A 26,235-nucleotide genomic window follows, 5' to 3' on the forward strand; every position below is an offset into this window, starting at 1 on the left:
ACTGAGCCAGACACTTGCTGCAGCTCGGGCCATCCGGCCCGCCTGAAAGGGAACACAACACATGCGCTTTGCGAAGCTCACCGGAGCTCTGCTCGCCACAGTCGTCGCCTCGCTCGCACTCGCCTCGTGCGGCGGTGAGCAGAAACTGAAGATCGGCGTCGCGGGTCCGCTCACGGGCAAGGACGCCGTGTTCGGCGCTCAGCTCAAGCACGGCGTCGAGCAGGCCGTCGCGGATCTCAACGAAGCGGGCGGTCTCAATGGACAACAGATCGAGCTCGTGGTCGGTGACGATGCCGGCGATCCGCGGCAGGGGCGCTCGGTTGCCAACACCTTTGTCGGCGAAGGCGTGAGCTTCGTCGTCGGCCACTTCAACTCCGGCGTCACCGAGCCTGCTTCCGACGTCTATGCCGAGAACGGCATCCTGATGGTCACACCGGGCTCGACCAACCCGAAGATCACCGAGCGCGGGCTGACCAACGTGTTCCGCGTCTGCGGCCGCGACGATCAGCAGGGCAAGGTTGCCGGCGAGTACATCGCCCAGCACTTCAAGGACAAGCGCGTCGCAATCGCTCACGACAAGACGACCTACGGCAAGGGCCTCGCGGACGAGACGAAGAAGACGATGAACGCGCTCGGCGTGCAGGAGGTGCTGTACGAGGGCATCAACGCGGGCGAGCGCGACTTCAGCGCGCTGGTGTCCAAGATCAAGGATGCGGGTGCCGATCTCGTCTACTGGGGTGGCGTGCATACGGAAGGTGGCAGCATTCTGCGCCAGATGCGCGGCGCCGGTGTCAACGCCACCTTGATGGGCGGCGACGGCATTGCCACCGACGAGTTCGCGGCGCTCGGCGGGCCGGGCACCGAGGGTACGCTTATGACGTTCGGGCCTGATCCGCAGAAGCGGCCGGAGGCGCAGGCGGTGCTCGCCAAGTTTGCCGCGCGCAACTTCAAGCCCGAAGCTTACACGCTTTATGCCTATGCCGCCGTGCAGGCGATCGCGGAAGCGGCGAAGGCCGCCAACTCTGTCGATCCTGCGACTGTCGCGGCAGAGCTGCACAAGGGCAACAGCTACAAGACGGTGATCGGCGACCTCGCGTTCGACGCCAAGGGTGACGTCACGCGCATCGATTACGTGATGTACACGTGGCAGAAGCAGCCCGACGGCTCCATCGCCTACGTGCAGAACTGAGCGCAGCGCCGGTCTTTCCATGAGCTCTGCAGGTCGATCGCTCCCCTCCTCCCGCGTGGGGGTGGGGAGCGTTCTTCTGTCGGCATTCGGCCTGTTCCTCGCGCTGCTGACGCCAGCCTACGCCGAGATCCGCATCGGCGTTGCGGTTCCGCTCACAGGACGCATGGCGCCTGTCGGGCTCGCGATCGAGCGCGCCGTCACGGCGGCAGTAGCGGACGTGAATGCGCAAGGCGGCGTTCTCGGACAGCGCGTCGTGATTGAAGTTGCAGATGATGGCTGCGCGCCCGCCACCGCCGAAGGAGCAGCGAACCGCCTGATCGCTCAAGGACCGGTACTCGTCATCGGGCACCCCTGCTCCAACGCCGCGGCCGCGGCTGCGGCGCTCTATGGCAAGGCGAATGCGCTGCTGATGGTCATCGGCGTACGGCATCCCGATGTCACGCGTGCCAACGGAGCCGCCCCAATACCTGTGTTGCGTTTTGCGGGGCGCGATGACCGCCAGGGCGCGGCAGCCGCATCCTGGTTGTTGGCCAACGCGCCGGGGCGACAGGTTGCGATCGTTCACGACCGGACACAGTACGCGCGAGGGCTCGTCGAAGACACCGTCGCGGCACTGGCGCAGGCGGGCGTGGCGCCGCGGGTCCTCCTCCCGCTCGTCGCGGGCAAGCCGGATTACGAGGATGCGGCGCGTGCACTTCGCGAGAGCGGAGCTGAGGCTATCTTCTTCGCGGGCTATCCGGACGAAGCCGTGATCCTGATGTGGGGGCTCGCACGCCTCGGTTCGGTCGCTCCTCTGCTCGGGAGCGATTCACTTGTGACCGGGTCATTCGCCGAGACCGCAGGGACGGCCAAGGCGCGGGTCGAGGTTCTCGTTCCCACGGCGGTAACCGGTCGGACCATATTGGATTTGGGCGATGGGGAGCGCGCGGGGATCGAGGCCCGCGGTGCGTTCGAAGCCTGGATGGAAGGCGCGCGAATGACCGGGTCGATCGCTGCAAACGCCGTTTCCGTCGCGCTGCGCGGCGAGCCCATCGCGACGCGGGCGCTTGGGAACATCCGCTTCGACGCGAACGGCGACCTCGAAACGCCGAGCTTTGCCGCGGCCGTTGCCCGCGGTGGACGATGGGTCATCGAAGACCGCTAGGGGCTGCTGGCGCCCGATCCGGCTTTGAGGCCCTTTTGGCGAACCCCTGCGAAGGTCCGCAATACCGGAGTGAACGTGCTCGTCGTTGACCTGTGCGGGTGCTGGCGGCGCTTCCGCCAGCACCCGGCTCATATCTCCCGCCTCCCCGTCGCGATCACCTGATCAGTTGACGCGGGGCCGGCGCAAAACGCTTGTTGGCAAAGGTGGCTCAGCGGCCCTGAGATTCGGTCAAGCATTCGGCGGCGAGACGGCGCTCCATCAGCGCCAGTGCCTCGGGTACTGCCTGACCGTGCCTGCGATAGGCGCGAATGCGTTCTGCCACGATTGCGTACGAGCGGCGGGGATCGTCTATTTCCTCCAGCCGGAGATTGAGCTCTGCAATCTCTGCCTGCATCTGTTCCGTCATAACCTGTCCCTAGCTTCGTCGCGTCATTGCCCTAGGCTGAAAGCTTGGGGCGCTGCCGATATGCTCCGTAAGCGTCCGGTGCAACCTCGGTGCGAATCCCGCCTTTCGTTTCCCGGCTCAGCGATCGCAGATTCGAGAATAATGAAACCGCCACCACTTTGCTCTGACAATTCAGCAACAGTTTTAATTCTTGCGTCTACTTGACCGTCGGCGTGTAGAGCCAGGAAACATCGAAATATGGCCCGATCTTGGCACTTTACCTTCACGAAATGTTGCTGCGCGATAGTGTGTCCTTCGCGTCGCGACATGGTGTAACTTTCTGGCACAATTTCACTTTTTGAATTTTTCCCGTTGAAATGAAATGTGATGCTTGCATTGCAAAAAGACTTGTTTCGCGTTCCTCCAAGGGTTGAAAATCGTCGTTATTCCCGGCTTACACGCAGTTGCGGCGGACATAATGTCGCAAGCTGATATCCACATCCCTAGGGTGGTCAGGAGGCCGGCGCGGCGGCGCAATTGAAGCTGCGCGCCGGGTCTGGTAGTGGCCTCTCTCACGCTCAACACGAGACGGCCCATGATTCCCCGCTATTCACGCCCCGAAATGGCGTCCATCTGGACGCCCGAGACCCGCTTTCGCATCTGGTTCGAGATCGAGGCGCATGCCGCCGCCGCCATGGCCGAGATCGGCATCATCCCGAAGGACGCCGCGCGCGTCATCTGGGACAAGGGGTCCAAGGCCGTTTTCGATACGGCGCGTATCGACGAGATCGAGGCTGTCACCAAGCATGACGTGATCGCGTTCCTGACGCACCTCGCCGAGCACGTGGGGCCGGAAGCCCGCTTCGTGCACCAGGGCATGACGTCGTCGGACGTGCTCGATACCTGCCTCAACGTGCAGCTCGTGCGCGCGGCCGACCTCCTCATCGCCGACGTCGACCGCCTCCTGGCTGCCCTCAAGCAGCGGGCGTTCGAGCACAAGGATACGATCACCATCGGCCGCAGCCACGGCATCCACGCAGAGCCGACCACGTTCGGCGTCAAGCTCGCCTTTGCCTACGCCGAATTCGCGCGTTCCCGCGAGCGCCTCGTCGCGGCGCGGCGTGAGGTTGCCACCTGCGCGATCTCGGGCGCGGTGGGAAGCTTCGCCAACATCGATCCGTTCGTCGAAACCTATGTCGCCGACAAGCTCGGCCTCGTTCCGGAGCCGGTCTCGACGCAGGTCATCCCGCGCGACCGGCATGCGATGTATTTCGCGACGCTCGCAGTCGTTGCCTCGTCCCTCGAGCGGCTGGCGACCGAGATCCGACACCTGCAGCGCACGGAGGTGCTCGAGGCGGAGGAATTCTTCTCGGCCGGGCAGAAGGGCTCGTCGGCGATGCCGCACAAGCGCAATCCGGTGCTGTCTGAGAACCTCACGGGCCTTGCCCGCATGGTGCGGGCCTACGCGCTGCCAGCGATGGAGAATGTCGCCCTCTGGCACGAGCGCGACATTTCGCATTCCTCGGTCGAGCGCATGATTGGGCCGGATGCGACGGTGACGCTCGATTTCGCGCTGACGCGTCTCGCGGGCGTCATCGAAAAGCTCGTCGTCTATCCCAACAACATGAAGAAGAACCTCGACAGGCTCGGAGGCCTGCACAATTCGCAGCGTGTGTTGCTGGCGCTGACGCAGGCCGGCGCATCGCGCGAGGACGCGTATGCGCTCGTGCAGCGCAACGCCATGAAGACCTGGGAACACGGCGCCGACTTCCTCGCCGAGCTGAAAGCAGACAAGGACGTGACGGCGAAGGTCTCGACCAAGGAGCTCGAGGAGATGTTCGACCTCGACTATCACGTGAAGCACGTCGATACGATCTTCAAGCGCGTGTTCGGATCTGGCTAGGAAAGCGCCGCTTGGGGGCGTGCGAGACGTGAGTTATGATTGGGCGCATGGCGGACCCGTGGGACTTCACCCAAAATCCTGAGTTTCCAAAGCGCATCGCCATCACGCTGGCGGCGCTCGCGATCTATCGGCTCGGCACATGGATTCCGCTCGCAGGCGTTGATCCGAATGTCCTTGTTCAGCATGCGGGCGAGAGCTTCTCCGGCTCCGCGCGGGCGCACGGCTCGATCCTGGCGCTCGGCGTCGTGCCACTGCTGTCGGCGGCCATCCTCGCCGAGGTGGCGATGACGCTCTGGCCAAAGGCGCGCGCCTGGGCCGGCACTCCGCGCGGCTGCACGCGGCTCGCCGTCGGTGTTGTCCTCGTCGCGCTTCTCTTGGCTGCGCTACAAGCTTACGGCATTGCAACCGCATTCGAAGCCATGCCGGGCCTCGTTGCCGAGCCGGGAGGCGGCTTCCACACCAGCACCGTCGTCTCGCTCGTCGCCGGGACGGCGCTGGTGGCCGCGCTCGCGTCTTCGGTCACCCATGCGGGCGTTGGCGGTGGTCTCTGGGTGCTGCTCGCGGCAACTCACATCGACGCCCTTGTGAACGATACCCTCGGCCACCTCGTCCTCATGGCGCAAGGAGCTCTGACAGGCTCGGCCGTAGTGGCGCACCTCGCGATCTCGCTCGGCGCGCTGGCTCTCGCCGTCGCGGTGCTGGCCGCGCTTATCAAAGCAACGCCGCGTCTCTCGGATCCGGACGAGTTGATCTGGGTGCCACTGTTGGGATCCACGCTCGCGGGTTGGGTGCTCGGCGCCGTGGCACTGTTGCAATGGCTCCTCCTGCCGGCTGGAGCGCCGGATCTCGCCGCGCTGGTTGCGACGCATGCGCTGCCGCCGCTGCTGGCGCTCGCGTTTGCCGTCGTCGTCCTTCTGCGGCGGCGGAGCCTCGCAGCCGGGAGCTCGCTCCGTGTCGCGGCCGCGGCACCGGTGATCCTTGCGCTCTCGGGCCTGCTTGCGCTTTCCTACGCGATCCCGGCTCTCACAAGCGGAGGGTTGCATCTCCCCAACCCGGCAAGCACGCTTGTTCTTGCTGCCGTCGGCCTCATGGTCCTCGAAAACCTTCGGCAATCATCGCAGCTCACACGCGCCGCAGATCCCCTTTCCTCCTGACACGATCCCTTCACGAGGCCTCATGCGTACGTCCGATGTCGATATCCTGATCGTTCCCGGCTGGTCCAGCTCGGGACCTGACCACTGGCAGTCGCGGTGGGAGCGCACGCTCAAGACGGCGCGGCGTATCGAGCAGGAGAATTGGGTAGTGCCGGAGCGTGAAGCGTGGGTGGGGCGCATCATCGAGACAGCCGTGCAGAGCACGCGGCCGGTTGTGCTCGTCGCACACAGTCTTGGCGTCGCCGCTGTGGCGCACATGGCCAAGATCGTTCCGAAGGGCTTCGTATCAGGCGCGTTTCTCGTGGCGCCTGCTGACGTCGACGACGCGGCCAACTGGCCAGAGACTGAAGGCTTCACGCTCGACGGTGCGGCAAGCGGTTTTGCGCCGTTGCCGCTGGATCCGCTGCCGTTTCCTTCGGTGCTGGTGGCTTCTTCGAACGATCCTTATTGCCGGATCGAACGCGCGACGGAACTCGCGGCGGCATGGGGCTCGACACTCGTCGAGGCCGGAGACGCCGGCCATATCAATGGCGCCTCGGGCCATGGTCCTTGGCCCGAGGGCGTGTTGCGCTTCGGTACGTTCCTACAAACGCTCGCGGAATGAGACCGCGAACAGCCGCCACTACTTCTTATCGGCCTCGATCTCGCTCACGGACTGGGAGAGGAACTCGTTGAGCTTGGCGCGGATCTCGGTCTCATCGACAGCAATCCCCTTGGCGTCAAAGTCCTGCTTGACCTTGCGCAGCACGTCGTCGTCGCCCTTCTCGGCGAGGTCCGCCTTGCGAACTGCCTTGATGTACTCCTCGAGCGCCTCGCCGGTGATGCCGAGCTTGCCTGCAGCCCACTCTGCGAGCTTCTTGTTGCGCCGGCTCTCGGCGCGGAACTTCAGATCCTGGTCGAGCGCGAACTTCTTCTCAAAGCTTTTCTCTCTCTCGTCGAACGTGGTCATGACCGTCTCCGCCAGGATGGATTTAAGTCGGATGTTCCGACTTTGTTCACTCTCAAACTGTGTTGTATGGGCCGCAGATTCAACCGCCGCCCGCGACCGGTAACCTGACCGGGCAGACAAATCAACGGCTTGTCTGCCATGCGGCCCTGGGGCCTTTCGACCCCTCGTTTAGATTGTTTCTGGCCCCTGCTTCAGCTAGTGTCCAGAACATGATTTCTGTGCGTTGGGCCGCCCCAAGCAAGACGAGAACTCCCAAAATCTCGCTGAAAGATCAATGGGGTCGGCTCCGTTGGAGAGGTCGTCGTTTTTCAAAGACAAGATTGAGCATGAGCGTGATCGTCAAGGGACCAGGATCGATGAACAAGCGGCGTCGGATCTACGAGGGGAAGGCCAAGGTACTCTATGAAGGCCCCGAGCCCGGCACCCTTATTGCGCACTTCAAAGACGACGCGACGGCTTTCAACGCGAAGAAGCACGCGCTGATCGACGGCAAGGGCGTGCTTAACAACCGCATCTCCGAGTACATCTTCCAAAGGCTCGGCGAGATCGGCGTTCCGACGCATTTCATCAAGCGCCTCAACATGCGCGAACAGCTGATCCGCGAGGTGGAAATCATCCCGCTCGAGGTCGTGGTGCGCAACGTTGCGGCGGGCTCGCTCGCGACGCGGCTCGGGCTCGAAGAGGGCACGCAGCTGCCGCGCTCGATCATCGAGTTCTACTACAAGGCCGACAACCTCAACGACCCGATGGTTTCCGAGGAGCACATCACGGCGTTCGGCTGGGCCACTCCGGCGGAGATCGACGAGATCATGCAGCTCGCGCTGCGTGTGAACGATTTCCTGGTCGGCCTCTTCCTCGGCATCGGCATCCGCCTCGTCGACTTCAAGGTCGAGTTCGGACGGCTGTGGGACAACGAGCAGATGCGCATCGTGCTCGCGGACGAGATCAGCCCGGACTGCTGCCGTCTGTGGGACATCTCGTCGGGCGACAAGCTCGACAAGGATCGCTTCCGTCGCGACCTCGGTGGCGTGCTCGAGGCCTACCAGGAGGTGGCGCGCCGCCTCGGCGTGCTGACCGAGCAGCGCCCACCGAAGGGCGTGGGGCCGGTGCTGGTCGCCTCGAACCCGACCGGAAAGCCGAATTGATCGGTGACGGCGCGTCTCGTCGCCTTGTGTTCCCGGCCGAAGCGCGCTAGCGCGATAGGCCAGGATCCACGGCCGGGGCTCGACACGTGCGCTTGCTGCCTCCGGATCCCCGGATCGCTGTTCCTTGCGGCGTCCGGGACCACAAGCTCGGAGCCGATATGAAAGCCCGCATCAAGATCACCCTCAAACCCGGCGTTCTCGACCCGCAGGGGAAGGCCATCCAGAACGCCCTCGGCGCGCTCGGCTTCGCGGGCGTCAATGACGTGCGCCAGGGCAAGTACCTCGAGGTCGACGTCGCCGGCATGAGCGAGGAGCAGGCGCGCACGGAAGTGGACCGCATGTGCCGCGAGCTTCTCGCCAATACGGTGATCGAGAACTACAGCTACGAGCTGGCGCCCTGACGATGCGATATGCGCGCAGGGCAGTTTGGCTGGCCGGCTTTTTGATGCCGGCGGCCGCTGCCGCGCAACCACAGACGAGCCCCCCGGATCTCGACTGCACGCTCGGGTTCGAGACCCTCAGAAGCACAGCGCACGCCTTGCCCGGTGCCGAGCTCAGCCAAGGGGGCGGGTTCGAGCTCGTGAAACTCTCACTGCCCGAGCGGTGGCGCGTTCAGATCGCCTTCACGACGCCGGGACATCCGGCACATCCGGCCGCGACACTCCGGACATTTCGAAAACAGGTGACGGGCGTCTGGACCGCGGATAGCAAAGGGTGCGGCTACGGTGACCGGGGCCAGTTCACGATCCTGATGGCCGACATGAAATCCGGCGATACGGAGCTCACCAACGCGTCACGCGCCGAGATCGAGCGCGCGAAAAAGGGCCAGTCGATACTCGCGCCCACACCGTAACCGCACCGAACAGAAGAGTTTGACCAGACATGCTGCGCGCTTCCGTCATCGTCTTTCCCGGCTCCAACTGCGATCGCGACGTCAAGACGGCGCTGGAGCGGATCACGGGCTTTCCGGTGAAAATGGTCTGGCACGGAGATGCCACGGTGCCGGCGTCGGATCTGATCGTGCTGCCCGGCGGCTTCTCCTACGGCGATTACCTGCGCTGCGGTGCCATGGCGGCGCATTCGCCGATCATGCGCGACGTCGTGGCCAAGGCGAAAGCCGGGACGCCGGTTCTCGGCATTTGCAATGGCTTTCAGATCTTGTGCGAATCCGGGCTGCTCCCGGGCGTGCTGATGCGCAATGCGTCGCTGCGCTTCATCTGCCGCGACGTGCATATCAAGGTCGAGAACGACGCCACGTTCTTCACCAACTGCTACCGCAAGGGCGAGGCCATCCGCGTGCCCATCGCCCACGCGGAGGGGAACTATTTCGCAGACGAAGAGACGCTCGACCGGCTCGAGGGTGAGGGTCGGGTGGCGTTCCGCTATTCAGACGCGGAGGGCAACGTTTCGCCGGAGACGAGCCCGAACGGTGCGCAGCGCAATATCGCCGGCATCACGGACCAGACGGGACGCATCCTCGGCATGATGCCCCATCCCGAGCGTCTCTATGAGCAGATGCTTGGCGGGACAGACGGCAGGCGCGTGTTCGAAAGCGCGTTGGTGAACGCCGTTGCGGCCATGGGATAAGGCAGATGGGCGGTGATGCGCAAAAGCGGGGATCACCTCCCCGCCATGGCCTAATAAGCCGCGCGTGCTTCCCGGTCAGCCTGTATCCTGATCAGTCGTCTACGAAAAAGGCGCTCACCGCCTTGGCAGGCTGCTCGCTTTGCGGGCGCTCCCTGCTCAACGAACGCCTCGGGAGAATTTCCCTTTATATCCAATAGGAGGCAAAGTTGCTTTCTCGACATGATTGTTCCACAGCACACGGACGCATTCTTTCGTCCGCCCGCGTAACGTTGTAAATTTGTTATTTACTTCAGCATGTTAGCGCCGCCACACGACTCGTTGCAATGTCGCCACAGAGGGGGCGGAATCCACTGGATTACGCATCTTCTCCATTCCCTGTCCGAGAGAGATCTGCGTACTATCCTTGCCGAAAGCGGTGATTCGGGTCTGCGTGCTGCCGCTGCAATTCGAGCTTAGCTTTATATGTGCGCGTGGCGTTGCTAAATGCGTCAAGCGCCCGTTTCGAAGTTAGTAGACGGGAGAAGGTAAATGAAAAAGCATACTCTAAGCGCCCTGGCGGCGGCCGGCCTCCTTGCAGGTGGCCTATCCGTTACCAGTGCGTCCGCAGCTGACCTTGGGGGGAACTGCTGCGCCGACCTCGAAGAGCGCATCGCCGAGCTCGAAGCGACGACGGCCCGCAAGGGTAACCGCAAGGTTTCGCTGACGATCTCGGGCTGGGTTGCCGAGCAGGTCACCTGGTGGGACGACGGCCACGAGGACAACGTCTATGTGGGCGGCCTCGGCACCACGATCGGCACCAACGTCAAGTTCACCGGTCAGGCCACGATCGTCCCGGGCTGGACGGCGGGCTACGTGCTGCATCTCGAGGCGGATGGCTCCGACTCGCTGACGCAGGACCAGAACACGCCTTCGGGCCCCGGCCTCTTCGCTGACACCAGCAACTACGTTCAGACGCTCCAGTCCTACTGGTTCATCAAGAGCGAGAGCCTCGGTAAGGTCAGCGTCGGCCTGCAGTCGATGGTCTCGGACAACGCTGCGATCCTGGTCGACGGCTCGGGCTCTCTGATCCCCGCCAACTGGGTGGCGTTCAATGCGCTGAGCTTCAACATTCGCGATAACGCCGGTGGCAACACGGGCGCAACCTGGGGCGGCGCTGGCGGCTGTATCCCTGGCGACTGCTACGGCGTGCCGACCAACTCCGTTCGTTACGACTCGCCGACCTTCGCCGGTTTCTCGGTGTCGGCTTCTTGGGGTGACGACGACGTTTGGGATGCCGGCATCCGCTACGCGGGTGAGTTCGCCGGCTTCAAGCTCGCAGCCACGGCTGTCTACGCCGAGGCCACGTCCAACAGCGTCTTTGACGCCAACTGGGGCGATAGCGAGTACTTCCAGGCTGGCGCCTATCTCCAGCACATCGGCACGGGCCTCTTCGGCTTGGTCAACTACGGCAATATCGAAAGCGACGCCTTTGATGAAGCCGAAATCTGGTACTTCAAGGCTGGTATCCGTCAGCGCTGGACACCGCTTGGCCACACCGTGCTCTACGGCGAGTACATGACCAGCGACTCCTACATCAGCAACGGCGACTTCGAGTGGTGGGGCCTGGGTGGCGTGCAGGAGATCGACAACGCTGCCATGTCGATGTTCCTCAAGTACCGCGAATACAGCCTGGACGGCAACGCTGGGGCTTGCGCTCTGGGTTGCGAGGACTTCCAGGAAGTCACCTTCGGCGCTCTCATCAACTTCTAATCGAAGCTGAGACTGCCAGACAGAACAGGAAGCCGCCCTTCGGGGCGGCTTCTTTGTTTTGCGGTCGCCCCAGGGCAAAAGCAGCGACTGGCCGGTTTGACCACCCCCCGAGCGGCTGATCACTACCGGCTTATCCCCGCTCCAGCCATATGGGCGACATACGAATCGAGTCTCTCTCGCTGGCGCCGCGGCGCATCTGCCGTGATCCTAGGCGATGCGCTCATTCGTTATCCCCACCCTGTCCCCTGGCTCCCACAAGGCAAGGCGTAAGAACCAGCCCGGCGAAAAGCCCAAGAAACAGGGCCCCCGCGAGGTGTTCGTGGCACCTGCGCCACAGTTGCAGGATCGTCAGGCCAAAAACGACATTGCTCGATTGTTGCGCAGGGGAGAATCGCAGACTCTCCGGGCCAGCGGCGGTTCCGAGGGAATTCTTCGCGCCGTCATTATCGTAGAGCGCGGCCTAGTTTGCGTATCACACTACCGAGTAAGGGCGTCCGCCATCTCGATTACCAACGCAGATTGGGAGAAGGTCTATGAATAAATATAGCTTAGGCGCCCTGGCGGCGGCCGGCCTGCTCGCAGGCAGCCTCGCTACGAGCGCGAATGCAGCCGACCTTGGGGGTAATTGCTGCGCTGACCTCGAGGAGCGTATCGCCGAGCTCGAAGCGACGACGGCCCGCAAGGGCAACCGCAAGGTTTCGCTGACGATCTCCGGCTGGGTCGCCGAGCAAGTTACTTGGTGGGACGACGGGTTCGAGGACAACGTCTACGTCACCGGCCTCGGCACGACGCTTGGCACGAACGTCAAGTTCACCGGTCAAGCCACGATCGTCCCCGGCTGGACGGCTGGTTACGTGCTGCATCTCGAGGCGGATGGCTCCGACTCGCTGACGACGAACCAGGATACGCCTGCAGGCCCTGGCCTGTTCGCTGAAACCGCCAACTACGTCCAGACGCTGCAGTCCTATTGGTTCATCAAGAGCGACCATTGGGGCAAGGTCGGCGTCGGTCTGCAGTCGATGGTGGCTGACAATGCCGCGATCCTAGTCGACGGCTCGGGCTCGCTCATTCCGGCGAACTGGGTGGCATTCGACGTGGCCTCCTTTAGCATCCGCGGTGCTAACGGCGCGACGGGTGGTCCAGTCTGGTTGACGGGCGGCGCCTGTCTTCCGGGCGACTGCTTCGGTGTTCCTGTGAACTCGGTGCGCTACGATACGCCGACATTCGCTGGCTTCTCGGCATCGGCCTCTTGGGGCGATGACGATGTCTGGGATATCGGCCTTCGGTATGCTGGTGAGCATCACGGCTTCAAGGTGGCCGCAACGGTCGTTTACGCCGAAAGCACCGGTGCTGTTAGCAGCGCCTTCGGCGAGCGTGACTACTGGCAGGCTGGCCTCTACGTCCAGCATGTCGGAACAGGCCTCTTCGGATTGATCAACTACGGCGACATCGAGGATACATCGGCCTCTGGCACCGACTTCGGCGGCGACGGTGAGACTTGGTATTTCAAGGCAGGTATCCGCCGTAACTGGAACCATCTCGGCGCCACGGTGCTCTACGGTGAGTATCTGACCAGCGACGGTGATGTGGATGACCGTGAGCTTGACTGGTGGGGCCTCGGCGTTGTGCAGGAAGTTGACGCCGCCGCCATGTCGCTCTGGCTCAAGTATCGCAACTACGAATACGACGACAACAACTTCTGCGCCGCCAACGGTGGTTGCGAGGACATGAACGAGGTCACCTTTGGCGCTCTCATCAACTTCTAATCGAAGCTGAGACTGCCAGACGGAACAGGAAGCCGCCCTTCGGGGCGGCTTCTTTGTTTTTTGCCGCACTCGCGCCGCGTTGTCCGAGGCGCTAAGCTCGCCGCATGTTTGCGACCTTCTTCAAAGAGCTGCGAGACGCCAAGGTCCCGGTCACGCTCAAGGAATACCTGACGCTGCTCGAGGCGCTCGATGCGGGCGTTGCCGGTGCGCGCGTCGAGGACTTTTACTATCTGTCGCGCAGCGCGCTGGTGAAGGACGAGCGGCACCTCGACCGCTTCGACGCCGTCTTCGGGCACGTGTTCAAGGGCCTCGATCTCATGAGCGAAGCCGCGACAGCCGAGATCCCGGAAGACTGGCTGCGGGCCGTCTCGCACCTCTATCTGACCGACGAAGAAAAAGCCCGCATCGAGGAGCTCGGTGGCTGGGACGAAATCATGGAGACGCTGCGGCGTCGGCTCGCCGAGCAGAAGGAGCGCCATCAGGGCGGCAACAAGTGGATCGGCACGGGGGGCACCTCGCCCTTCGGCGCTTACGGCTACAACCCCGCGGGCGTACGCATCGGTCAGAAGGAGAGCCGGCACCGCCGCGCCATCAAGGTTTGGGACAAACGCGAGTTCAAGGATCTCGCGAGCGATGTCGAGCTCGGCGTGCGCAATATCAAGCTGGCGCTTCGGCGGCTACGTCGTTTCGCGCGTGAAGGCGCTGCGGAAGAGCTGGACCTCGATCAGACCGTGCGCGGCACCGCGCGCAAGGGTTACCTCGATCTCGCGCTGCGCCCCGCGCGGCGCAACACGGTCAAGGTGCTGATGTTCTTCGACGTCGGCGGCTCCATGGACTGGCATGTGCGTACGGCCGAAGAGCTGTTCTCGGCGGCGCGCAGCGAGTTCAAGCACCTCGAGTACTATTACTTCCACAACTGCCTCTATGAAGGGGTATGGCGCGACAACGCCCGGCGCTGGAGCGAGACCACGCCGACGTGGCAGGTGCTCAACACCTATCCCGCTGACTACAAAGTGATCTTTGTGGGCGATGCCTCGATGAGCCCCTACGAAGTCACGCACGTCGGGGGCGCGGTCGAGCACATGAACGACGAAGCCGGCGCCGCGTGGCTCACGCGCGTGACGGACATCTACCCGCACGCGGTGTGGCTCAACCCCGTGCCTGAGGCCCACTGGAGCTATACGCCGTCGATCGGGCTGATCCGCCGCCTGATGGCCGGGCGCATGTATCCGATGACGCTCGCCGGTCTCGACGAGGCCATCCGCGAACTGATGCGCTGACGCACCTCTGGTGTCAGGTCTTGACTGCCGGATGAGTTGTAGCGTCAGGAGTGTATCGATTCGCACACAGTCCTGGCTCCCCCGCACATTGACCTCTCCTCAAAAAGGGCGCAAATCTGCGATGATTTTGGGCAGCTTGAGGGGTCCCTATGCATCGCCGCGCCATAATCGCCCTGCTGGTCTCGACTGCCCTTGCGGGCTGCTCGTCGGGAGGCAATGGCGTGTCGACGGCGTCGATCCTTGGCTCAGCGCCGACTCCTCCGGCCGGCGCGGCGACGCCCGCTGACGGTGCCGCCCTGCCGACACCGGTCCCGCAATCGTCCGCGACCGATCGCGCCTTCCAAGTCGGCGCCGTGTCGGCGCGCGCACAGAAGTGCGGCTATAATTTTGATGCCGCCAAGCTCAAGGCCTCATATCTCGCGCATGAGGTGGGCCGTGGCGCCTCCAACGAAGAGATCGCGAACGTCGAGAAGATCCACGGCGTCTCTTATAACGGCGTTATGAAGGCCGCGGCTGACGAGGCCAACTTCTGCTCCGAACGCAAGACGGCTCAGATCAAGACCGATCTCAATCGCTTGCTCGCAGGCGACTTCGAGCCTCCGCGCAAATCGGTGGTCGCGGAAAAGAAAGATGACGGCGGCCTGTTCGGCGGTTGGTTCTCAAACGAGACCGAAGACACGGGGCCGAAGTTCGGGTCGGGCGACTGGTGGGAGAAGCAGAAGGAAAAAGGCGGCGGTTAGCCGTCTTTCAGCTGGTCCCTAAAAAACGTCACCCGGCATCTCAAGCGTAGACCGCCCCGCTATTGTGTGACGCCCCGTGCAGCAACTTCTTTGGCTCGAAACGCTTCTGAAGCTCGCAGGCGGCGCGTTCCTCGTTCTCGCGCCGATGACAACCATCAAGCTGCTCGGATTGCCACCGTCCACGACGGGCTTCTGGCCGCGCCTGCTGGGTGCCGCGCTGATCGGCATCAGCGCCGCGACCTACATTGAAGGCGCCTGGGAAGGTTCGCGCGGGCTCGGCATCGCCGGGCTCATCGTCATCAATATCCTGGGCGCCGCGGCGCTTGCCCTCGCTGCGCTTTTGGGCGGCGGCGCGCAGACGCGGCGCGGTGCGCTCGTGCAATGGGCGCTCGTCGTTGCGCTTCTTGTCCTGGTCCTGTTCGAGATTGCGCACGCGTAGGGCCATCCTCGCGGTACGCGTGTGTGCGGAACGTTCTCTCTCCGTAAGCGGATTGCCCTCAGGTAAATCGTTATCCTTTTTGTGACACGATCGTTCCTGGCCGCTCCGAAGCGCTGTTTCGGGACGGTGCTTCGCCATGCGTTAGAGATTTTCCATGTCCCTCCTCGCGTCCGTCGTCGAGCGTCCATCCGACGTTGTGCAGCGGGTGACCTCCGCGTCAGCGGAGCGCCCTCTCCTGCGTGTCGTCACAACGCGTGCGGAGTTCGATGCGCTCGAGCCCGCATGGAACGCATTGTTCGCGCGCGCCGGCCGCAACACGCATCTGTTCCAGACCTTCAATTGGCTTTGGCATTGGGCCAATCATTTCCTGCCCAAGGCGGGCGAGCGGGGGCCTGGGCTTGCCGTGGTGACGGCGCACGCTGAGGGCCGCCTCATCATGGTCTGGCCGCTCGTTGTCGAGCGCGTCGGTCCGCTCACGGTGCTTGAGTGGATGGGCGAGCCCGTCAGCCAGTACGGTGACGTACTGATGGAGGCTCGGCCAGACGCAGAAGCGCTTTTACGCGCGGCCTTTGACCTCGTTACGCAGCGAACCGGCGCCAGCGTCGTGAACCTCCGGCGGGTGCGCGGCGATTCCGTGGTTGCGCCGCTCCTGGAGTCGATCGGGGCTTCGGTGACGGCCGAGCTCAAGGCACCGTTCCTTGACCTCGCGAGCGCGCCTTCGTTCGCCGTGTACGAAACGCGCTATTCGAGCAACGCACGCCGCAACCGCAAACGACAGCGACGCAGGCTTGCCGAACGCGGTGCGCTCGAACTCGTGTGGCACACGGAGGGCGCGAAAGCCGCAGCACTTACGTCTGAAGCTTTCCAGCTCAAGCGCCAGTGGATGCAGCACCGCGGACTCGTCTCGCCGGCGCTGTCCGATCCGCGGACCGAGCGTTTCTTTACCGACGCGGTGCGCTCAGTTTCCCATCCGGCCGGCTGCCATGTCATCGGGCTCATCTGCGCCGGACGTCCGGTCGCGCTCGAGATCGGGGTGCGTGCCAAGGGGCGCACGGCCATTCACATCATCGCGTACGATCTCGAGTTCGAAAAAATGGCTGCGGGCGCGCTGCTGATGGAGGACAGCATTCGCCGCGCCTCCGATGACGGTCTCGCGGTGTTCGACCTTCTGGCGCCGGGCGACGGCTACAAGCTCGATTGGGCCGACGATGCGGTCGTCGTGCGCGATTGGGCTGTCGCGCCAACCCTCTCCGGCCGGCTCTACCTGCATCTCTATCTCAACGGTGCACGGCCGACGCTGAAGCGGGGCGTCGAAGCCTTGCCCATAGGCGCGCGTCGCAAGCTCGCTCAACTTCTCACGCGCGGACGTGAGGCGTAGCGCTTCAGCTTTCCTCAGGCTGAGAGGCGCGAGAGACGCAACACCGCCAGGCCGAACGCGATCTCGTGCCCGGTGCGAGACAAGGTCGCCGTGCCATTGCCGATGCTCACGCCATCGAGGCGCGTGCCGTTCATCGAACCCAAGTCGCGCAATCTCAGGGACTGACCTGGGTTGTAGAGGATCTCGGCATGCTGCGCCGACACGCTCTTGTCCTCGATGACGAAATCGACACGGGCCGGGTCGCGACCGATTGTCCACGATGCGGCGGCGGTTGGCTCACCCGAAGCTAGCTCCTTTGCCGGGCGCAGTTCGAACTGCATGGCCCGGCCGGACGGATCGAAGCCCGACAGCATCCAGGCACCGCCCTCCAATTCGTGCTTCTCGACGGATGAGCGCGCGCGTGGCTCGCGCACGAGCTTGAATTCCACCGTACCGAAACGCAAAAGCGCACCAGGGGATGCCTCCTCCTCCGCAATGCGTGCACCGTCGACAAAGGTGCCGTTCGACGAAGCGAGGTCGGTGATGCGGAGGCTATCGTTCGCGCGATCGCAGACGAGGCGCGCGTGGGCCTTGGAGATCGCGTCGTCGGGAACGACGATGTCGACGCCGGGGCCGCGCCCGATGGTTAGCGCCTTACCGGATTCATCGAGCGGGATCGGTATGCCGCCGGACACAGGGCGCAGGTAAAGGGCGCCGGGCGGGGATCCTGCTGAGGTTGAGGGCGAAGCAAGCCGCTTCCCTTTTCGCCTGCCCTGCCCCGCAAAACGCGCTGCGGTTTGCGCAAGCGCTTCGCGCCAGGCCGGGATACGGTTCGCGCGCAGCATCACGGCCGCGGCGCCGAGCACGAGGGCCACCGTCAGCGCCACGGCGAGCGGCACGAAGCTCGAGCTGAACCCCGCCGTGCACGGGCGCGTGGTGGCTGCGAACGGGATTCCGGCGTCACGCAAGAAGCGAGCAACCTCGCCGGCATGCACGGAGAAGAACAGTCCCTGCGAGTTCAGACCTTGCAGCGTGTTGACACCGACAACCAGGCCGCAGGCATCGAGAAGCGGGCCGCCGCTGTTACCGGGGTTGATGGCGGAGCTGTGCTGCACGGTGCGCACGCTCAGCGTTTGGCTCGGGCTCACCGTCAAATTGGTGAAGGTCATGCGCGAGACGACGCCCGTCGTGACCGTCGACTCGAGATCCGTTAACGGTACGCCTTGCGCCTCCGGGCTTGGCACCGGCGCGCGGTTCAGGTTGGCGGCACCGGGGAAGCCGATCGCCACCACGTCTGTCAGCTTATCGGGCTCGTACTCGCCAATCCTCAAGGCTTCGCCTGGCAGATCCTCCTGCGCCTCGAGAAGGGCCAGATCCACGTTTGGGCGTCCGTCGACGCGGCGGGCTTCGACCAGCTTGGCTTCTTCGCCTTTGCGGAAGCCGATGTAGAAATGCTGCCCACCTTCGACGACGTGGAAGTTGGTTACGAGATAGCGGCGACCCGAAACGAGAAAGCCGGTGCCGGAAGAGACCGTGTACTGGTCATTCTGGCCGGGGACGAAGCTGTAAATCTTGTAAACACTGGGCTCGACGCGGCTGGCGTCGAAGGCTTCCGATGCCGTCGCCGCGAGACCATAAGCTGCCACGCTGCCAACCAGGCGGGCAACGAAGCGCCCAGTCCGGCGGCGGGACGTCCCTCTTCTTTGAACCGGCATTCCAGACCCGCGATGCCCCCACGCGCAATTCCTAGCGCACCCCGCAGGGCGCATCCAGATAGTAGTTAACGTCTACAGTGGAGTAGAAAATCGGATCTATCTTGCTGATATTCTCGGTAAATGCCACTCCACCGCCCTCTTTGGTTTGCTAATCTCGGGCCGGATCCAGTTCGCCGGACCAGAACTCCTCGGGCGCCAAGCGTGGGGCTTTCTGGGAATCTTCCTGGGAGTCGCGTCATGCTGACCCGCATTTTCTGCGTTTTTCTCGCGGGCGCGCTCGCGCTCGCCAGCCTGCCACCGCCGGCTGACGCCCAATTCGGCGTGCGCCGCACATTCAAAAAGGTCGTTCGGGCTCCGGCTCGCGTGTTGCCAAAGGTCGCCGCGCCAGTTGTCGGAGGCGCGATCATCGTCGGCGGGCCGTTCCGCAAGGCGTTCGGCGTGGTGGCTGCGGTTGCCATCGGGGCCGCGATCTTCGAGCATCTGTCGCGCCAGGAACGCCGCGAGGTGGCGCGGCGCGCCAACGACGCGGTGGGCAAGGATCCCAACGAACGCGTCATCGACAGCTTCACCTCGAATGACGGCCGCAAGCAGGTGACGATCGTGGCCGAGCCCACGCAGTCGGCTGTTGACCTCAAGAACGATCCTGCGATCCTTGTCGCCGCAGATACGGTTGTGGCGCCAAATGCCGATGGCAAGTCAACTCCGAGCGGGTTTGCGAGCGCCTCCAATCCTGCGACGGCGACCGATGCGCCGCCGACCGCGCCTTCCGCGGCGTCGAAGCCAGCCGCCACCGCCGCGAAGCCCGTGTCCGACGAGGAGGTTGTGCGAATCGGTGGGCTGCCGCCAGACACGCAATGCCGCCGCGTCACGACCGAGCTCGAGCTGCGCAAGAAGAAGGACCAGAAGGACGCCGACGAGAAGAGCACGAACACGGCGATCTTCTGCCAGACTGCGCCCGGCAAATGGAAGCCGGCCTCGGCCTAGTTGCGTAGGCTTCTTGCGGCCGCGACGTCATCGGGTTTGCCCCGATGGGAGCGTGAGGGTAGCATTCGCGCGAACGCAATCAGTCCGAGCTGAACTATGACGGGTCGTTCCCTTCTGGCGGCCGTGCTTGCCTGGTCGCTGTCTTCGCTATCTGCCGCGTCCGCCGCTTCACCGTTGCCCATTGCGGCAGGGCAAGAAGCCGTGCCGTCCGTCGTCGTGCGTGTCGCAGACGAGGAGCCGGACCCGCGCGATATCATCCGCCTCTTGCCGCCGGGCCGCGCGTCGGACGAACCGGACACTCCCCCGACGCCGGAGCTGCCCTTTCTGCCAGGCGGCTCCGAGACCGCGCCAGAGCAGACGCTTCGTCTTGTCGGGCGGGCCGTCGAGGTGCCGGTGACGTTCGATCCGATGCCTGGGCAGGAGACGTCGTCCTACATCGGTATTCAGCTCGATGGCATCAACGATCCCGCGCTTGCGGGAGCGCTCGGTCTCGACAACGGCAGCGGCGTTCTCGTGGTCTCGACGACAGCCGGCGGGCCAGCAGCAAAGGCGGGCCTGCGCTTCGGGGATGTCGTGACCGCGTTCGACACCGCTCCTGTCAGCGACACTGATACGCTGGTCGAGGCGATCAAAACGCGGACGCCGGGCTCGCAGGGAACACTCACGGTCTGGCGCGTCGGCGATGACGCGGAGGGCTACCTTAAGGCGCTGCGCGATGTCGCCGACCGCGGCAGCACGCCGGCCATGATGTTCCTCGCACGGCTTTACACGAACGGTACCGGCGTCGGGCGCGATCATGCCGAGGCCGTCGCGTGGTACAAGAAGGCGGCGGCGGCTGGCAGCACCAACGGCATGCTGCTCTATGGCGATGCGCTCGCCGCGGGGCGCGGCGCGGCGCAGGACATGGCCGAAGCCGAGCGCTGGATCCGCAAGGCATCTGATGCCGGCAACGTAGCCGCCGTGTTTCGCCTCGGCCGCATGTATCGCGACGGCGAGGGCGTGACGCGCGATCCGCTCGAGGCAGTCAAGCTGTTCAAGCAGGCGGCGGAGGCCGACTACACGCCGGCGATGGTGGCCGTGGGCCTGATGTTCGAAGGTGGAGGCGGCGTCGCGGCCGATCATCTGCAGGCCGTGCAGTGGTACAAGCGGGCGGCCGACGCCGGTGACGCGGAAGGCATGGCGGCGCTCGGTACCATGTATTCGACGGGGCGCGGTGTCGAGAAGGATCCCAAGGCTGCGGCGGCCTGGTACATCAAGGCAGCCGAGCGGGGCCAGCTGCTCGCCATCCACAACCTCGCCTACCACTACGACAAGGGCATCGGCGTTCAGCGCAACCCGCAGCTCGCGGCGAACTATATCTATGGCGCGCTCGAGCGGCGGTACGCGTTCACCTATCAGCAGATGATGCAGAATAGCCGCGCCTGGAGCCGGGAGTTCCGCCGCGCGCTGCAGCAGAAGCTTGCCGCGGGTGGCTACTACACCGGCGGCGTGGATGGGAGCTTCGGCCGCACTACCTTCGATGCCCTCGACGCGCTGATGCAGGCCCAATAGCGCCGTTGTCCGCGGCGCTGGCCTTCGGCCCCCCGGACCTTGTATAGACGCGCTGCGTCTTCACCTCCCTAACGGCATCCACGCTCGCTCATGGCCCCTCCCCTTCTCCAGCTCACCGACATCGCGCTGACGTTCGGCGGCACAAGCCTGCTCGATGGCGTCGACATGGCCGTCGGCGCGGGCGAGCGGATCTGTCTCGTCGGGCGCAACGGCTCCGGTAAATCGACGCTTCTGCGCATCGCGGCCGGGGCCATCGAGCCTGACCGTGGCCGTCGCTTCGTGCAGCCCGGTGCCCTCGTGCGCTACCTGCCGCAGGAGCCGGACCTTTCACAGTATGAGACCACGCTCGCCTACGTGGAGGCAGGCCTCTCTGCGAGCGACGATGTGCATCAGGCCCGCTATCTGCTCTCGGAGCTTGGGCTCGATGAGACGGAAGATCCAATGCACCTCTCCGGTGGTGAAGCGCGCCGCGCGGCGCTCGCCCACGTGCTTGCCGCCGATCCGGAGATCCTGCTGCTCGACGAGCCGACAAACCATCTCGACCTGCCGACCATCGAGTGGCTCGAGGGCCGACTCGCGCAATCGCGGGCCGCGATGGTGATCATCAGCCACGACCGCCGCTTACTCGAAAAGCTCTCGCGCACGACGGTATGGCTCGACCGCGGACGCGCGCGGCGCGTCGAGCTTTCGTTCAAGGGATTCGAGGATTGGCGCGACCAGCAGCTCGCCGAGGAAGAGACGCGTCTGCACAAGATCGACCGCAAGATCGTCGCCGAAGAGCACTGGGTGCACGGCGGCGTGACCGCGCGGCGCAAACGAAACGTGCGGCGCATGGCGGAGCTGCGCACCTTGCGTCAGGAGCGGCGAGAGCACCGCGCGGTGCAGGGCAAGGCGACGCTGTCGGTCGCAGAGGCTGAGACTTCGAGTGCGCTCGTTATCGAGGCGAAAGGCATCTCGAAGTCGTTCGAAGGGCGTTCGATTGTGCGCGATCTCTCGCTGCGGCTCATGCGCGGCGATCGCCTCGGTATCGTCGGCCCCAACGGCTCGGGTAAGACGACGCTCGTCTCTCTTCTGACGGGCACGCTGGCACCGGACGGGGGCGAGGTTCGCCTCGGCGCCAATGTCGAGATGGCCGCGCTCGACCAGGGGCGCGATAGCCTCGATCCGGCGTGGACCCTTTCGGAGGCGCTCACGCGCGGGCGCGGCGACACGGTTTCGATCGGCGGCGAGAAGAAACACGTGGTCGCTTACATGAAGGACTTCCTGTTTGCGCCGGAGCAGCGTCTGACGCCGATCGGTGCGCTCTCGGGCGGCGAGCGCGGACGGCTGATGCTGGCGCGCGCACTGGCGACACCTTCGAACCTGCTCGTGCTCGACGAGCCGACAAACGATCTCGATCTCGAAACGCTCGATGTGCTCGAGGACGTGCTGGCGGACTACAAGGGCACGGTTATGCTGATCAGCCACGACCGCGATTTCCTGGATCGCGTGGTGACCAGCGTCATTGTGCCTGAGGGAGACGGGCGATGGACCGAGTATGCGGGCGGCTACCAGGACATGCTGGCCCAGCGCGGAGAGGACTTGAAGCGCCGGGAGGCGCGCGCGAAGCCTGCGGCTCCGCTCGAAAGGAGCAAGGCAGACATTTCCGAATCAGCGCCGCCGCAGGCTAAGCGCAGGCTGTCGTTCAAGGACAAGCACGCCCTTGAGACGCTGCCGGCCGAGATCGCGGCGCTCGAGGCCAAGCAGGCCGAGCTTTCGCGCCGTCTCGAAGCGCCGGACCTCTACGCGCGCGATCGCAAGGCCTTCACCGAGCTTTCGGATGCACTCGCGGACGTGCAGAGCAAGCTCGCCGCGGCCGAGGAGCGTTGGCTCGAGCTCGAGCTTTTGCGAAGCGAGATCGAGAGCTGACCGCACGGCGAGCGCGCATCACGCAGACGGATTGCTCGCCAGTTCGCGCGCCAGATAGGCGCGTGCGCCTTCGGCGGCGGCGCGTCCGGTGGCGAAGCACGCCTGCAGAAGGTAGCCACCTGTTGGCGCGTCCCAATCGAGCATTTCGCCGGCAACGAAAGTACCGGGACGGGCGCGCAGCATGAAAGTCTCATCGAGCTCGTCGAAGGAGAGGCCGCCGGCCGTGGAGATGGCGCGATCGATCGACGCTAACCCCGTCGTGCGGATCGGCACGGCCTTGATGAGCTCGGCGAGCGCTTCCGCGGTCATGCTACCGAGAGAGGTGCCAGAAGAAAGCACAGCCTCGTGCAGCAGGCCAGCAGCGGCGCCCTCAAGTCGAAGCGATTTGCGCAGCCAGGTTGCGAGGGACTGCTTGCCGCGCGGCTTGGCGAGACGCTCGAGCAACTCGTTCTTCTGCTCGTCTGGGCGCAGATCGAGCATGATCTCCGCCGCGCCGTGTTCTGAAAGCGCCTCGCGGATCGGCGCAGACAACGCGTAGATCGCACCGCCCTCGATACCCTCGGCGGTGATCATTGCTTCGCCACGTGCGGTTTCGCCACCGCACGTCATCGCGATGCGTTTAAGAGGCGTGCCCGCATATCGCGTTCGGAAGACCTCGCTCCAGGCGACCCGAACCCCGCTGTTCGACGGCATCAGAGGCGTAATCAGTGCTCCCGCCTCCGCGAGCGGGTTGATCCAGCTCGCGTCCGAGCCGAGACGTGGCCAGCTCGCGCCGCCGAGCGCCAGCACGGTGCAGGACGCAGCAACGCCGACGTCTCCCGCAGCCGTCTCGAAAATCAATCCGCCGTCTTCGTCCCAGCCCTTCCAGCGATGACCGAGACGCAACTCGACGCCGAGATTCTCAAGGCGTTTCAGCCAAGCCCGCAGGAACGGCGACGTCTTCATGGCGCGCGGAAACACGCGACCGCTCGAACCCACAAATGTTTCCTGTCCCAGCTCCTCGGACCAGGCGCGCAAGGCCGCCGGTGGAAATTTCTCTATTGCAGCGCGTAGGCTTGGTGCTGCTCTGCGGTAGCGGGTGAGAAAGACGTCGAGCGGCTCGCTGTGCGTGAGATTCAACCCACCGCGCCCCGCAAGCAAGAACTTGCGCGCGATGCGCGGCATACGCTCGTACAGCGTCACCTTCGCTCCGGACGTGGCAAGCGTCTCCGCCGCCATCAGGCCAGCGGGGCCACCACCAATGACAGCAGTATGACAATCCGTATGTTGCACGAGCACACCTAGAGGTTCATGAACCTGCGTTCATCTCCGATTAATGTCGGGTTATGCAAACAATTCTTCGTCGCACGGCGTGCTCGGGGAGTGATGTCGGCGTGCGGCGCACTGTTCCACAATCGGCCAGAAGGCGGGAAAAATTCACGCGACCTGCCAGACGGCCATTTCCTTGGAGGTGACGACCATGAAGAAAACACTTGCTGGGCTCGCCGGCGCGATCTCGTTCGCGTTCCTTGCATCCAGTGCACATGCCGCTCCGCTCAGTGCGGCGGGCCAAGCCTCGTCCAGTGGCGTCACATCTGACGTGATCCAGGTGCATGGCCTTCATGTGTCGTGCCAACGTGATCGTCGCGGCTGGCATCGCTCTTATATCTGGGGCCGTCAGCGCTGCACGCCGCCGCGGCATCACCACCATCATCGCCATCACAAGAAGCGGCGCTAGTCTAAGCTGCCTCTGAACGATGAGGGCCCGGCTTCGCAAAGAAGCCGGGCCCTTTTCGTTGTGGTGGGTTCGCTGTTGCGATTAGTAAATGCAGGCGTAATAGCGGTTGAGGAAGTACTTCTTGCCGGTTTTCTTGTAGCGGTACAGCCAGTGCTTGCAGCCGTAATCCGAGCTGCCGATCACGATCTTCGGGCCGTAGAAGTGGTGGTGGAACTTGTGATGGTGGTGCTTGTGGACGCCGTGCAAGTGCTTCTTTCCGGCTTCCGCCGCGCTCATCGTGGTCCCGAGGGCGGCCGTCGCAACAATCGCCGCGACTGCGGCCGACTTCATAAACGTCATTCTCTTCGTCTCCTGTTACTGACAACCCGTGCTGGTCTCAGCCAGCTCGCGGGTGGCGTGATGAGGAGACACTGGCCGATACAAATGCAGTTGGCTGTCTCTTTCGGAACAGGGACAAGAGACGGGCGCCAAGGCACGATCGCACCGCGCTCATGAGGCGTTGTGCGATCGTGCGAGACTTGGTCAGCAGACCGTCCTAGTAGCGGCAGGCATAGTAGCGATCGAGGAAGTAGCGATTGCCCGTGCGCTTGTAGCGGTCTTTCCACTTCTTGCAGTCGTAGTAGGCGGCGGTTCCGATGATGGCCGCGGCTGCTGCAGCACCGGCTCCGTAGCGATAGTACTTTCCGCGCTTGTGTTTGTGGTGATGGTGATGATGGCCGTGGTGATGGTGACCGTGCTTGCCCTTCTTGGCATATGCGACCGTTGGCGCGCCGAGCGACGCAAGCACCATTGCTATAGCGGCCGTTGCCGCAAGAGTGGACTTAAGGAACGACATGCTGACGTCTCCCGAATGAGCTTCGTGATTACAGTTCGAGACGCAGCTGAGCTGGCCTCTGTCCCATATGTGGCGCCGCCCGCTTAAGCGCTCCACTACGGGGTGCCGACAATTTGAGCGAAATCCGCGACTTGAGCAGAAAAGACCCTTTCGCCCCAGTTTGACCCCGCGAGATGTGGATAGTCCGGCAGGCCTGTCTCCCAGAGAACAGCGCCCGGATTTATATTGGTTGTAGGTCAGGCTGAACTTTGGGGAGGCGGCCGTGAGTGACCTCAAGCTTTCGTTTTTCTTGCTGACCGCACCCTTCGTCTTACTGGCAACGCTGGCGGAGCTCGGGCTGGACCTTGCGCGCTACCGCGAGGTTCGCGACTTCGGGCAGTCCGCGACCGCCATCGTGCGAAGCATCGAACCGGCGTCCTTCCTCTCGCGACCGGAAGGCGGAGCTGTCGTCGCCTATGCGCTGGATCTGCCAGGCCCCGCGGTGATCGATGGCGCGGTGCACCTTTCCGATGACGACGCCGCACGCTACAGCCCCGGCCAGGAGATCGAGATCGTCTATGCGACCTCCGACGCCTCGCTGCACGCCCTTTCCGTCGGCCATGCGTGGGTCGAACTGGTCAACACGGCGATCGTCGTTGGCGCCTATTGCGCGGTGCTCGCGCTGGCGTTCGCGCTGCTGCGCGCCTCGCCCTACAAGAGCTGGCGCGACGCACGCTAAGCAGCGCCAAGTTCGCGCAA

At 64.1% G+C, this 26,235-nt stretch carries 26 protein-coding genes; 20 read left to right on the forward strand and 6 right to left on the reverse strand.

Annotated elements, in window-relative coordinates; translation table 11 throughout:
- Positions 1–61: 61 nt before the first annotated feature.
- Positions 62–1,189 carry a branched-chain amino acid ABC transporter substrate-binding protein gene (locus tag CS1GBM3_RS04295; protein WP_072391860.1) on the forward strand — a complete coding sequence of 376 codons (1,128 nt, stop codon included), beginning with the start codon at positions 62–64 and terminating at the stop codon, positions 1,187–1,189.
- A 61-nt stretch (positions 1,190–1,250) separates the two neighbouring features.
- Complete coding sequence (locus CS1GBM3_RS04300; protein ID WP_072391870.1) at positions 1,251–2,333, forward strand: branched-chain amino acid ABC transporter substrate-binding protein; 1,083 nt, start codon at positions 1,251–1,253, stop codon at positions 2,331–2,333.
- Positions 2,334–2,541: 208 nt separating this feature from the next.
- On the opposite strand, the gene CS1GBM3_RS04305 is transcribed toward CS1GBM3_RS04300, so the two are convergent.
- Positions 2,542–2,739 (reverse strand): hypothetical protein, encoded by a 198-nt coding sequence (locus CS1GBM3_RS04305; RefSeq protein WP_072391873.1) that lies wholly within the window; start codon positions 2,737–2,739, stop codon positions 2,542–2,544.
- A 574-nt stretch (positions 2,740–3,313) separates the two neighbouring features.
- On the opposite strand from CS1GBM3_RS04305, the gene purB reads away from it, so the two are divergent.
- From purB to CS1GBM3_RS04320, 3 genes are read left to right on the forward strand one after another with little or no spacing between them, the layout of a single operon-like run.
- Positions 3,314–4,621: an adenylosuccinate lyase gene (purB, locus tag CS1GBM3_RS04310; protein WP_072391876.1), complete on the forward strand. Its 1,308-nt coding sequence runs from the start codon at positions 3,314–3,316 to the stop codon at positions 4,619–4,621.
- A gap of 47 nt (positions 4,622–4,668) precedes the next feature.
- Positions 4,669–5,775: a hypothetical protein gene (locus CS1GBM3_RS04315; protein WP_171946422.1), complete on the forward strand. Its 1,107-nt coding sequence runs from the start codon at positions 4,669–4,671 to the stop codon at positions 5,773–5,775.
- Between the two features lie 22 nt (positions 5,776–5,797).
- A complete protein-coding gene (locus tag CS1GBM3_RS04320) occupies positions 5,798–6,379 on the forward strand; it encodes an RBBP9/YdeN family alpha/beta hydrolase (RefSeq protein WP_072391884.1) in 582 nt (193 codons plus the stop codon).
- A gap of 18 nt (positions 6,380–6,397) precedes the next feature.
- Here CS1GBM3_RS04320 and CS1GBM3_RS04325 read toward each other — a convergent pair whose 3' ends face one another.
- Positions 6,398–6,724, reverse strand: a complete 327-nt coding sequence (locus tag CS1GBM3_RS04325) for a DUF1476 domain-containing protein (protein ID WP_072391887.1) — start codon at positions 6,722–6,724, stop codon at positions 6,398–6,400.
- A gap of 356 nt (positions 6,725–7,080) precedes the next feature.
- On the opposite strand from CS1GBM3_RS04325, the gene purC reads away from it, so the two are divergent.
- From purC to CS1GBM3_RS04375, 10 genes are all read left to right on the forward strand, one after another.
- A complete protein-coding gene (gene purC / locus CS1GBM3_RS04330; protein WP_072393655.1) occupies positions 7,081–7,869 on the forward strand; it encodes a phosphoribosylaminoimidazolesuccinocarboxamide synthase in 789 nt (262 codons plus the stop codon).
- Positions 7,870–8,027: 158 nt separating this feature from the next.
- Positions 8,028–8,270: a phosphoribosylformylglycinamidine synthase subunit PurS gene (purS, locus tag CS1GBM3_RS04335; RefSeq protein ID WP_072391890.1), complete on the forward strand. Its 243-nt coding sequence runs from the start codon at positions 8,028–8,030 to the stop codon at positions 8,268–8,270.
- A 2-nt stretch (positions 8,271–8,272) separates the two neighbouring features.
- Positions 8,273–8,722, forward strand: a complete 450-nt coding sequence (locus CS1GBM3_RS04340; RefSeq protein WP_072391893.1) for a hypothetical protein — start codon at positions 8,273–8,275, stop codon at positions 8,720–8,722.
- Between the two features lie 29 nt (positions 8,723–8,751).
- A complete protein-coding gene (gene purQ, locus CS1GBM3_RS04345) occupies positions 8,752–9,456 on the forward strand; it encodes a phosphoribosylformylglycinamidine synthase subunit PurQ (RefSeq protein WP_072391896.1) in 705 nt (234 codons plus the stop codon).
- Between the two features lie 528 nt (positions 9,457–9,984).
- On the forward strand, positions 9,985–11,205 hold the full coding sequence (locus CS1GBM3_RS04350) for a porin (RefSeq protein ID WP_072391899.1): 1,221 nt from the start codon (positions 9,985–9,987) through the stop codon (positions 11,203–11,205).
- Positions 11,206–11,738: 533 nt separating this feature from the next.
- Complete coding sequence (locus CS1GBM3_RS04355; protein ID WP_072391902.1) at positions 11,739–12,971, forward strand: porin; 1,233 nt, start codon at positions 11,739–11,741, stop codon at positions 12,969–12,971.
- Between the two features lie 104 nt (positions 12,972–13,075).
- Positions 13,076–14,251, forward strand: a complete 1,176-nt coding sequence (locus CS1GBM3_RS04360; RefSeq protein WP_072391904.1) for a vWA domain-containing protein — start codon at positions 13,076–13,078, stop codon at positions 14,249–14,251.
- 221 nt (positions 14,252–14,472) lie between these two features.
- Positions 14,473–14,991, forward strand: coding sequence for a hypothetical protein (locus CS1GBM3_RS04365; RefSeq protein ID WP_139247787.1), 519 nt, complete (start codon positions 14,473–14,475; stop codon positions 14,989–14,991).
- A 76-nt stretch (positions 14,992–15,067) separates the two neighbouring features.
- Entirely contained in the window at positions 15,068–15,430 is a 363-nt protein-coding gene (locus tag CS1GBM3_RS04370) for a hypothetical protein (protein WP_072391910.1), read from the forward strand.
- A gap of 154 nt (positions 15,431–15,584) precedes the next feature.
- Positions 15,585–16,808 (forward strand): GNAT family N-acetyltransferase, encoded by a 1,224-nt coding sequence (locus tag CS1GBM3_RS04375; RefSeq protein ID WP_072391913.1) that lies wholly within the window; start codon positions 15,585–15,587, stop codon positions 16,806–16,808.
- Between the two features lie 14 nt (positions 16,809–16,822).
- On the opposite strand, the gene CS1GBM3_RS04380 is transcribed toward CS1GBM3_RS04375, so the two are convergent.
- On the reverse strand, positions 16,823–18,433 hold the full coding sequence (locus CS1GBM3_RS04380) for an FHA domain-containing protein (protein WP_072391916.1): 1,611 nt from the start codon (positions 18,431–18,433) through the stop codon (positions 16,823–16,825).
- Between the two features lie 306 nt (positions 18,434–18,739).
- Between CS1GBM3_RS04380 and CS1GBM3_RS04385 the strand changes: the two genes are divergently transcribed.
- The 3 genes from CS1GBM3_RS04385 to CS1GBM3_RS04395 all read left to right on the forward strand — a co-directional run bounded on the left by CS1GBM3_RS04385 (position 18,740) and on the right by CS1GBM3_RS04395 (position 22,945).
- Positions 18,740–19,486 carry a hypothetical protein gene (locus CS1GBM3_RS04385; RefSeq protein WP_072391919.1) on the forward strand — a complete coding sequence of 249 codons (747 nt, stop codon included), beginning with the start codon at positions 18,740–18,742 and terminating at the stop codon, positions 19,484–19,486.
- 96 nt (positions 19,487–19,582) lie between these two features.
- On the forward strand, positions 19,583–21,037 hold the full coding sequence (locus CS1GBM3_RS04390; protein ID WP_072391922.1) for a PDZ domain-containing protein: 1,455 nt from the start codon (positions 19,583–19,585) through the stop codon (positions 21,035–21,037).
- A 90-nt stretch (positions 21,038–21,127) separates the two neighbouring features.
- Entirely contained in the window at positions 21,128–22,945 is a 1,818-nt protein-coding gene (locus CS1GBM3_RS04395; protein ID WP_072391924.1) for an ABC-F family ATP-binding cassette domain-containing protein, read from the forward strand.
- 18 nt (positions 22,946–22,963) lie between these two features.
- Here CS1GBM3_RS04395 and CS1GBM3_RS04400 read toward each other — a convergent pair whose 3' ends face one another.
- Positions 22,964–24,217, reverse strand: a complete 1,254-nt coding sequence (locus tag CS1GBM3_RS04400; RefSeq protein ID WP_139247788.1) for a BaiN/RdsA family NAD(P)/FAD-dependent oxidoreductase — start codon at positions 24,215–24,217, stop codon at positions 22,964–22,966.
- 187 nt (positions 24,218–24,404) lie between these two features.
- On the opposite strand from CS1GBM3_RS04400, the gene CS1GBM3_RS04405 reads away from it, so the two are divergent.
- Positions 24,405–24,662 (forward strand): hypothetical protein, encoded by a 258-nt coding sequence (locus tag CS1GBM3_RS04405; protein ID WP_139247789.1) that lies wholly within the window; start codon positions 24,405–24,407, stop codon positions 24,660–24,662.
- 81 nt (positions 24,663–24,743) lie between these two features.
- Here the strand turns inward: CS1GBM3_RS04405 and CS1GBM3_RS04410 are convergent, their stop codons facing one another.
- Both CS1GBM3_RS04410 and CS1GBM3_RS04415 read right to left on the reverse strand, forming a co-directional pair.
- Positions 24,744–25,001, reverse strand: coding sequence for a hypothetical protein (locus CS1GBM3_RS04410; RefSeq protein ID WP_072391933.1), 258 nt, complete (start codon positions 24,999–25,001; stop codon positions 24,744–24,746).
- A 196-nt stretch (positions 25,002–25,197) separates the two neighbouring features.
- Entirely contained in the window at positions 25,198–25,497 is a 300-nt protein-coding gene (locus tag CS1GBM3_RS04415) for a hypothetical protein (protein WP_139247790.1), read from the reverse strand.
- A 262-nt stretch (positions 25,498–25,759) separates the two neighbouring features.
- Between CS1GBM3_RS04415 and CS1GBM3_RS04420 the strand changes: the two genes are divergently transcribed.
- Positions 25,760–26,215, forward strand: a complete 456-nt coding sequence (locus tag CS1GBM3_RS04420) for a hypothetical protein (RefSeq protein ID WP_072391939.1) — start codon at positions 25,760–25,762, stop codon at positions 26,213–26,215.
- The last annotated feature ends 20 nt before the right edge of the window (positions 26,216–26,235 follow it).

Origin of the sequence: Hyphomicrobium sp. CS1GBMeth3 (assembly GCF_900117455.1) — a bacterium.
Classification (GTDB): domain Bacteria; phylum Pseudomonadota; class Alphaproteobacteria; order Rhizobiales; family Hyphomicrobiaceae; genus Hyphomicrobium_C.

What these genes read in the sequence shown, in the direction of transcription:
- CS1GBM3_RS04295 (WP_072391860.1), top strand. Translation starts at nt 62, where the DNA reads ATGCGCTTTGCGAAGCTCACCGGAGCTCTGCTCGCCACAGTCGTCGCC.
- CS1GBM3_RS04305 (WP_072391873.1), bottom strand. Translation starts at nt 2,739, where the DNA reads ATGACGGAACAGATGCAGGCAGAGATTGCAGAGCTCAATCTCCGGCTG.
- purB (WP_072391876.1), top strand. Translation starts at nt 3,314, where the DNA reads ATGATTCCCCGCTATTCACGCCCCGAAATGGCGTCCATCTGGACGCCC.
- CS1GBM3_RS04315 (WP_171946422.1), top strand. Translation starts at nt 4,669, where the DNA reads ATGGCGGACCCGTGGGACTTCACCCAAAATCCTGAGTTTCCAAAGCGC.
- CS1GBM3_RS04320 (WP_072391884.1), top strand. Translation starts at nt 5,798, where the DNA reads ATGCGTACGTCCGATGTCGATATCCTGATCGTTCCCGGCTGGTCCAGC.
- CS1GBM3_RS04325 (WP_072391887.1), bottom strand. Translation starts at nt 6,724, where the DNA reads ATGACCACGTTCGACGAGAGAGAGAAAAGCTTTGAGAAGAAGTTCGCG.
- purC (WP_072393655.1), top strand. Translation starts at nt 7,081, where the DNA reads ATGAACAAGCGGCGTCGGATCTACGAGGGGAAGGCCAAGGTACTCTAT.
- purS (WP_072391890.1), top strand. Translation starts at nt 8,028, where the DNA reads ATGAAAGCCCGCATCAAGATCACCCTCAAACCCGGCGTTCTCGACCCG.
- CS1GBM3_RS04340 (WP_072391893.1), top strand. Translation starts at nt 8,273, where the DNA reads ATGCGATATGCGCGCAGGGCAGTTTGGCTGGCCGGCTTTTTGATGCCG.
- purQ (WP_072391896.1), top strand. Translation starts at nt 8,752, where the DNA reads ATGCTGCGCGCTTCCGTCATCGTCTTTCCCGGCTCCAACTGCGATCGC.
- CS1GBM3_RS04350 (WP_072391899.1), top strand. Translation starts at nt 9,985, where the DNA reads ATGAAAAAGCATACTCTAAGCGCCCTGGCGGCGGCCGGCCTCCTTGCA.
- CS1GBM3_RS04355 (WP_072391902.1), top strand. Translation starts at nt 11,739, where the DNA reads ATGAATAAATATAGCTTAGGCGCCCTGGCGGCGGCCGGCCTGCTCGCA.
- CS1GBM3_RS04360 (WP_072391904.1), top strand. Translation starts at nt 13,076, where the DNA reads ATGTTTGCGACCTTCTTCAAAGAGCTGCGAGACGCCAAGGTCCCGGTC.
- CS1GBM3_RS04375 (WP_072391913.1), top strand. Translation starts at nt 15,585, where the DNA reads ATGTCCCTCCTCGCGTCCGTCGTCGAGCGTCCATCCGACGTTGTGCAG.
- CS1GBM3_RS04385 (WP_072391919.1), top strand. Translation starts at nt 18,740, where the DNA reads ATGCTGACCCGCATTTTCTGCGTTTTTCTCGCGGGCGCGCTCGCGCTC.
- CS1GBM3_RS04390 (WP_072391922.1), top strand. Translation starts at nt 19,583, where the DNA reads ATGACGGGTCGTTCCCTTCTGGCGGCCGTGCTTGCCTGGTCGCTGTCT.
- CS1GBM3_RS04395 (WP_072391924.1), top strand. Translation starts at nt 21,128, where the DNA reads ATGGCCCCTCCCCTTCTCCAGCTCACCGACATCGCGCTGACGTTCGGC.
- CS1GBM3_RS04405 (WP_139247789.1), top strand. Translation starts at nt 24,405, where the DNA reads ATGAAGAAAACACTTGCTGGGCTCGCCGGCGCGATCTCGTTCGCGTTC.
- CS1GBM3_RS04410 (WP_072391933.1), bottom strand. Translation starts at nt 25,001, where the DNA reads ATGACGTTTATGAAGTCGGCCGCAGTCGCGGCGATTGTTGCGACGGCC.
- CS1GBM3_RS04415 (WP_139247790.1), bottom strand. Translation starts at nt 25,497, where the DNA reads ATGTCGTTCCTTAAGTCCACTCTTGCGGCAACGGCCGCTATAGCAATG.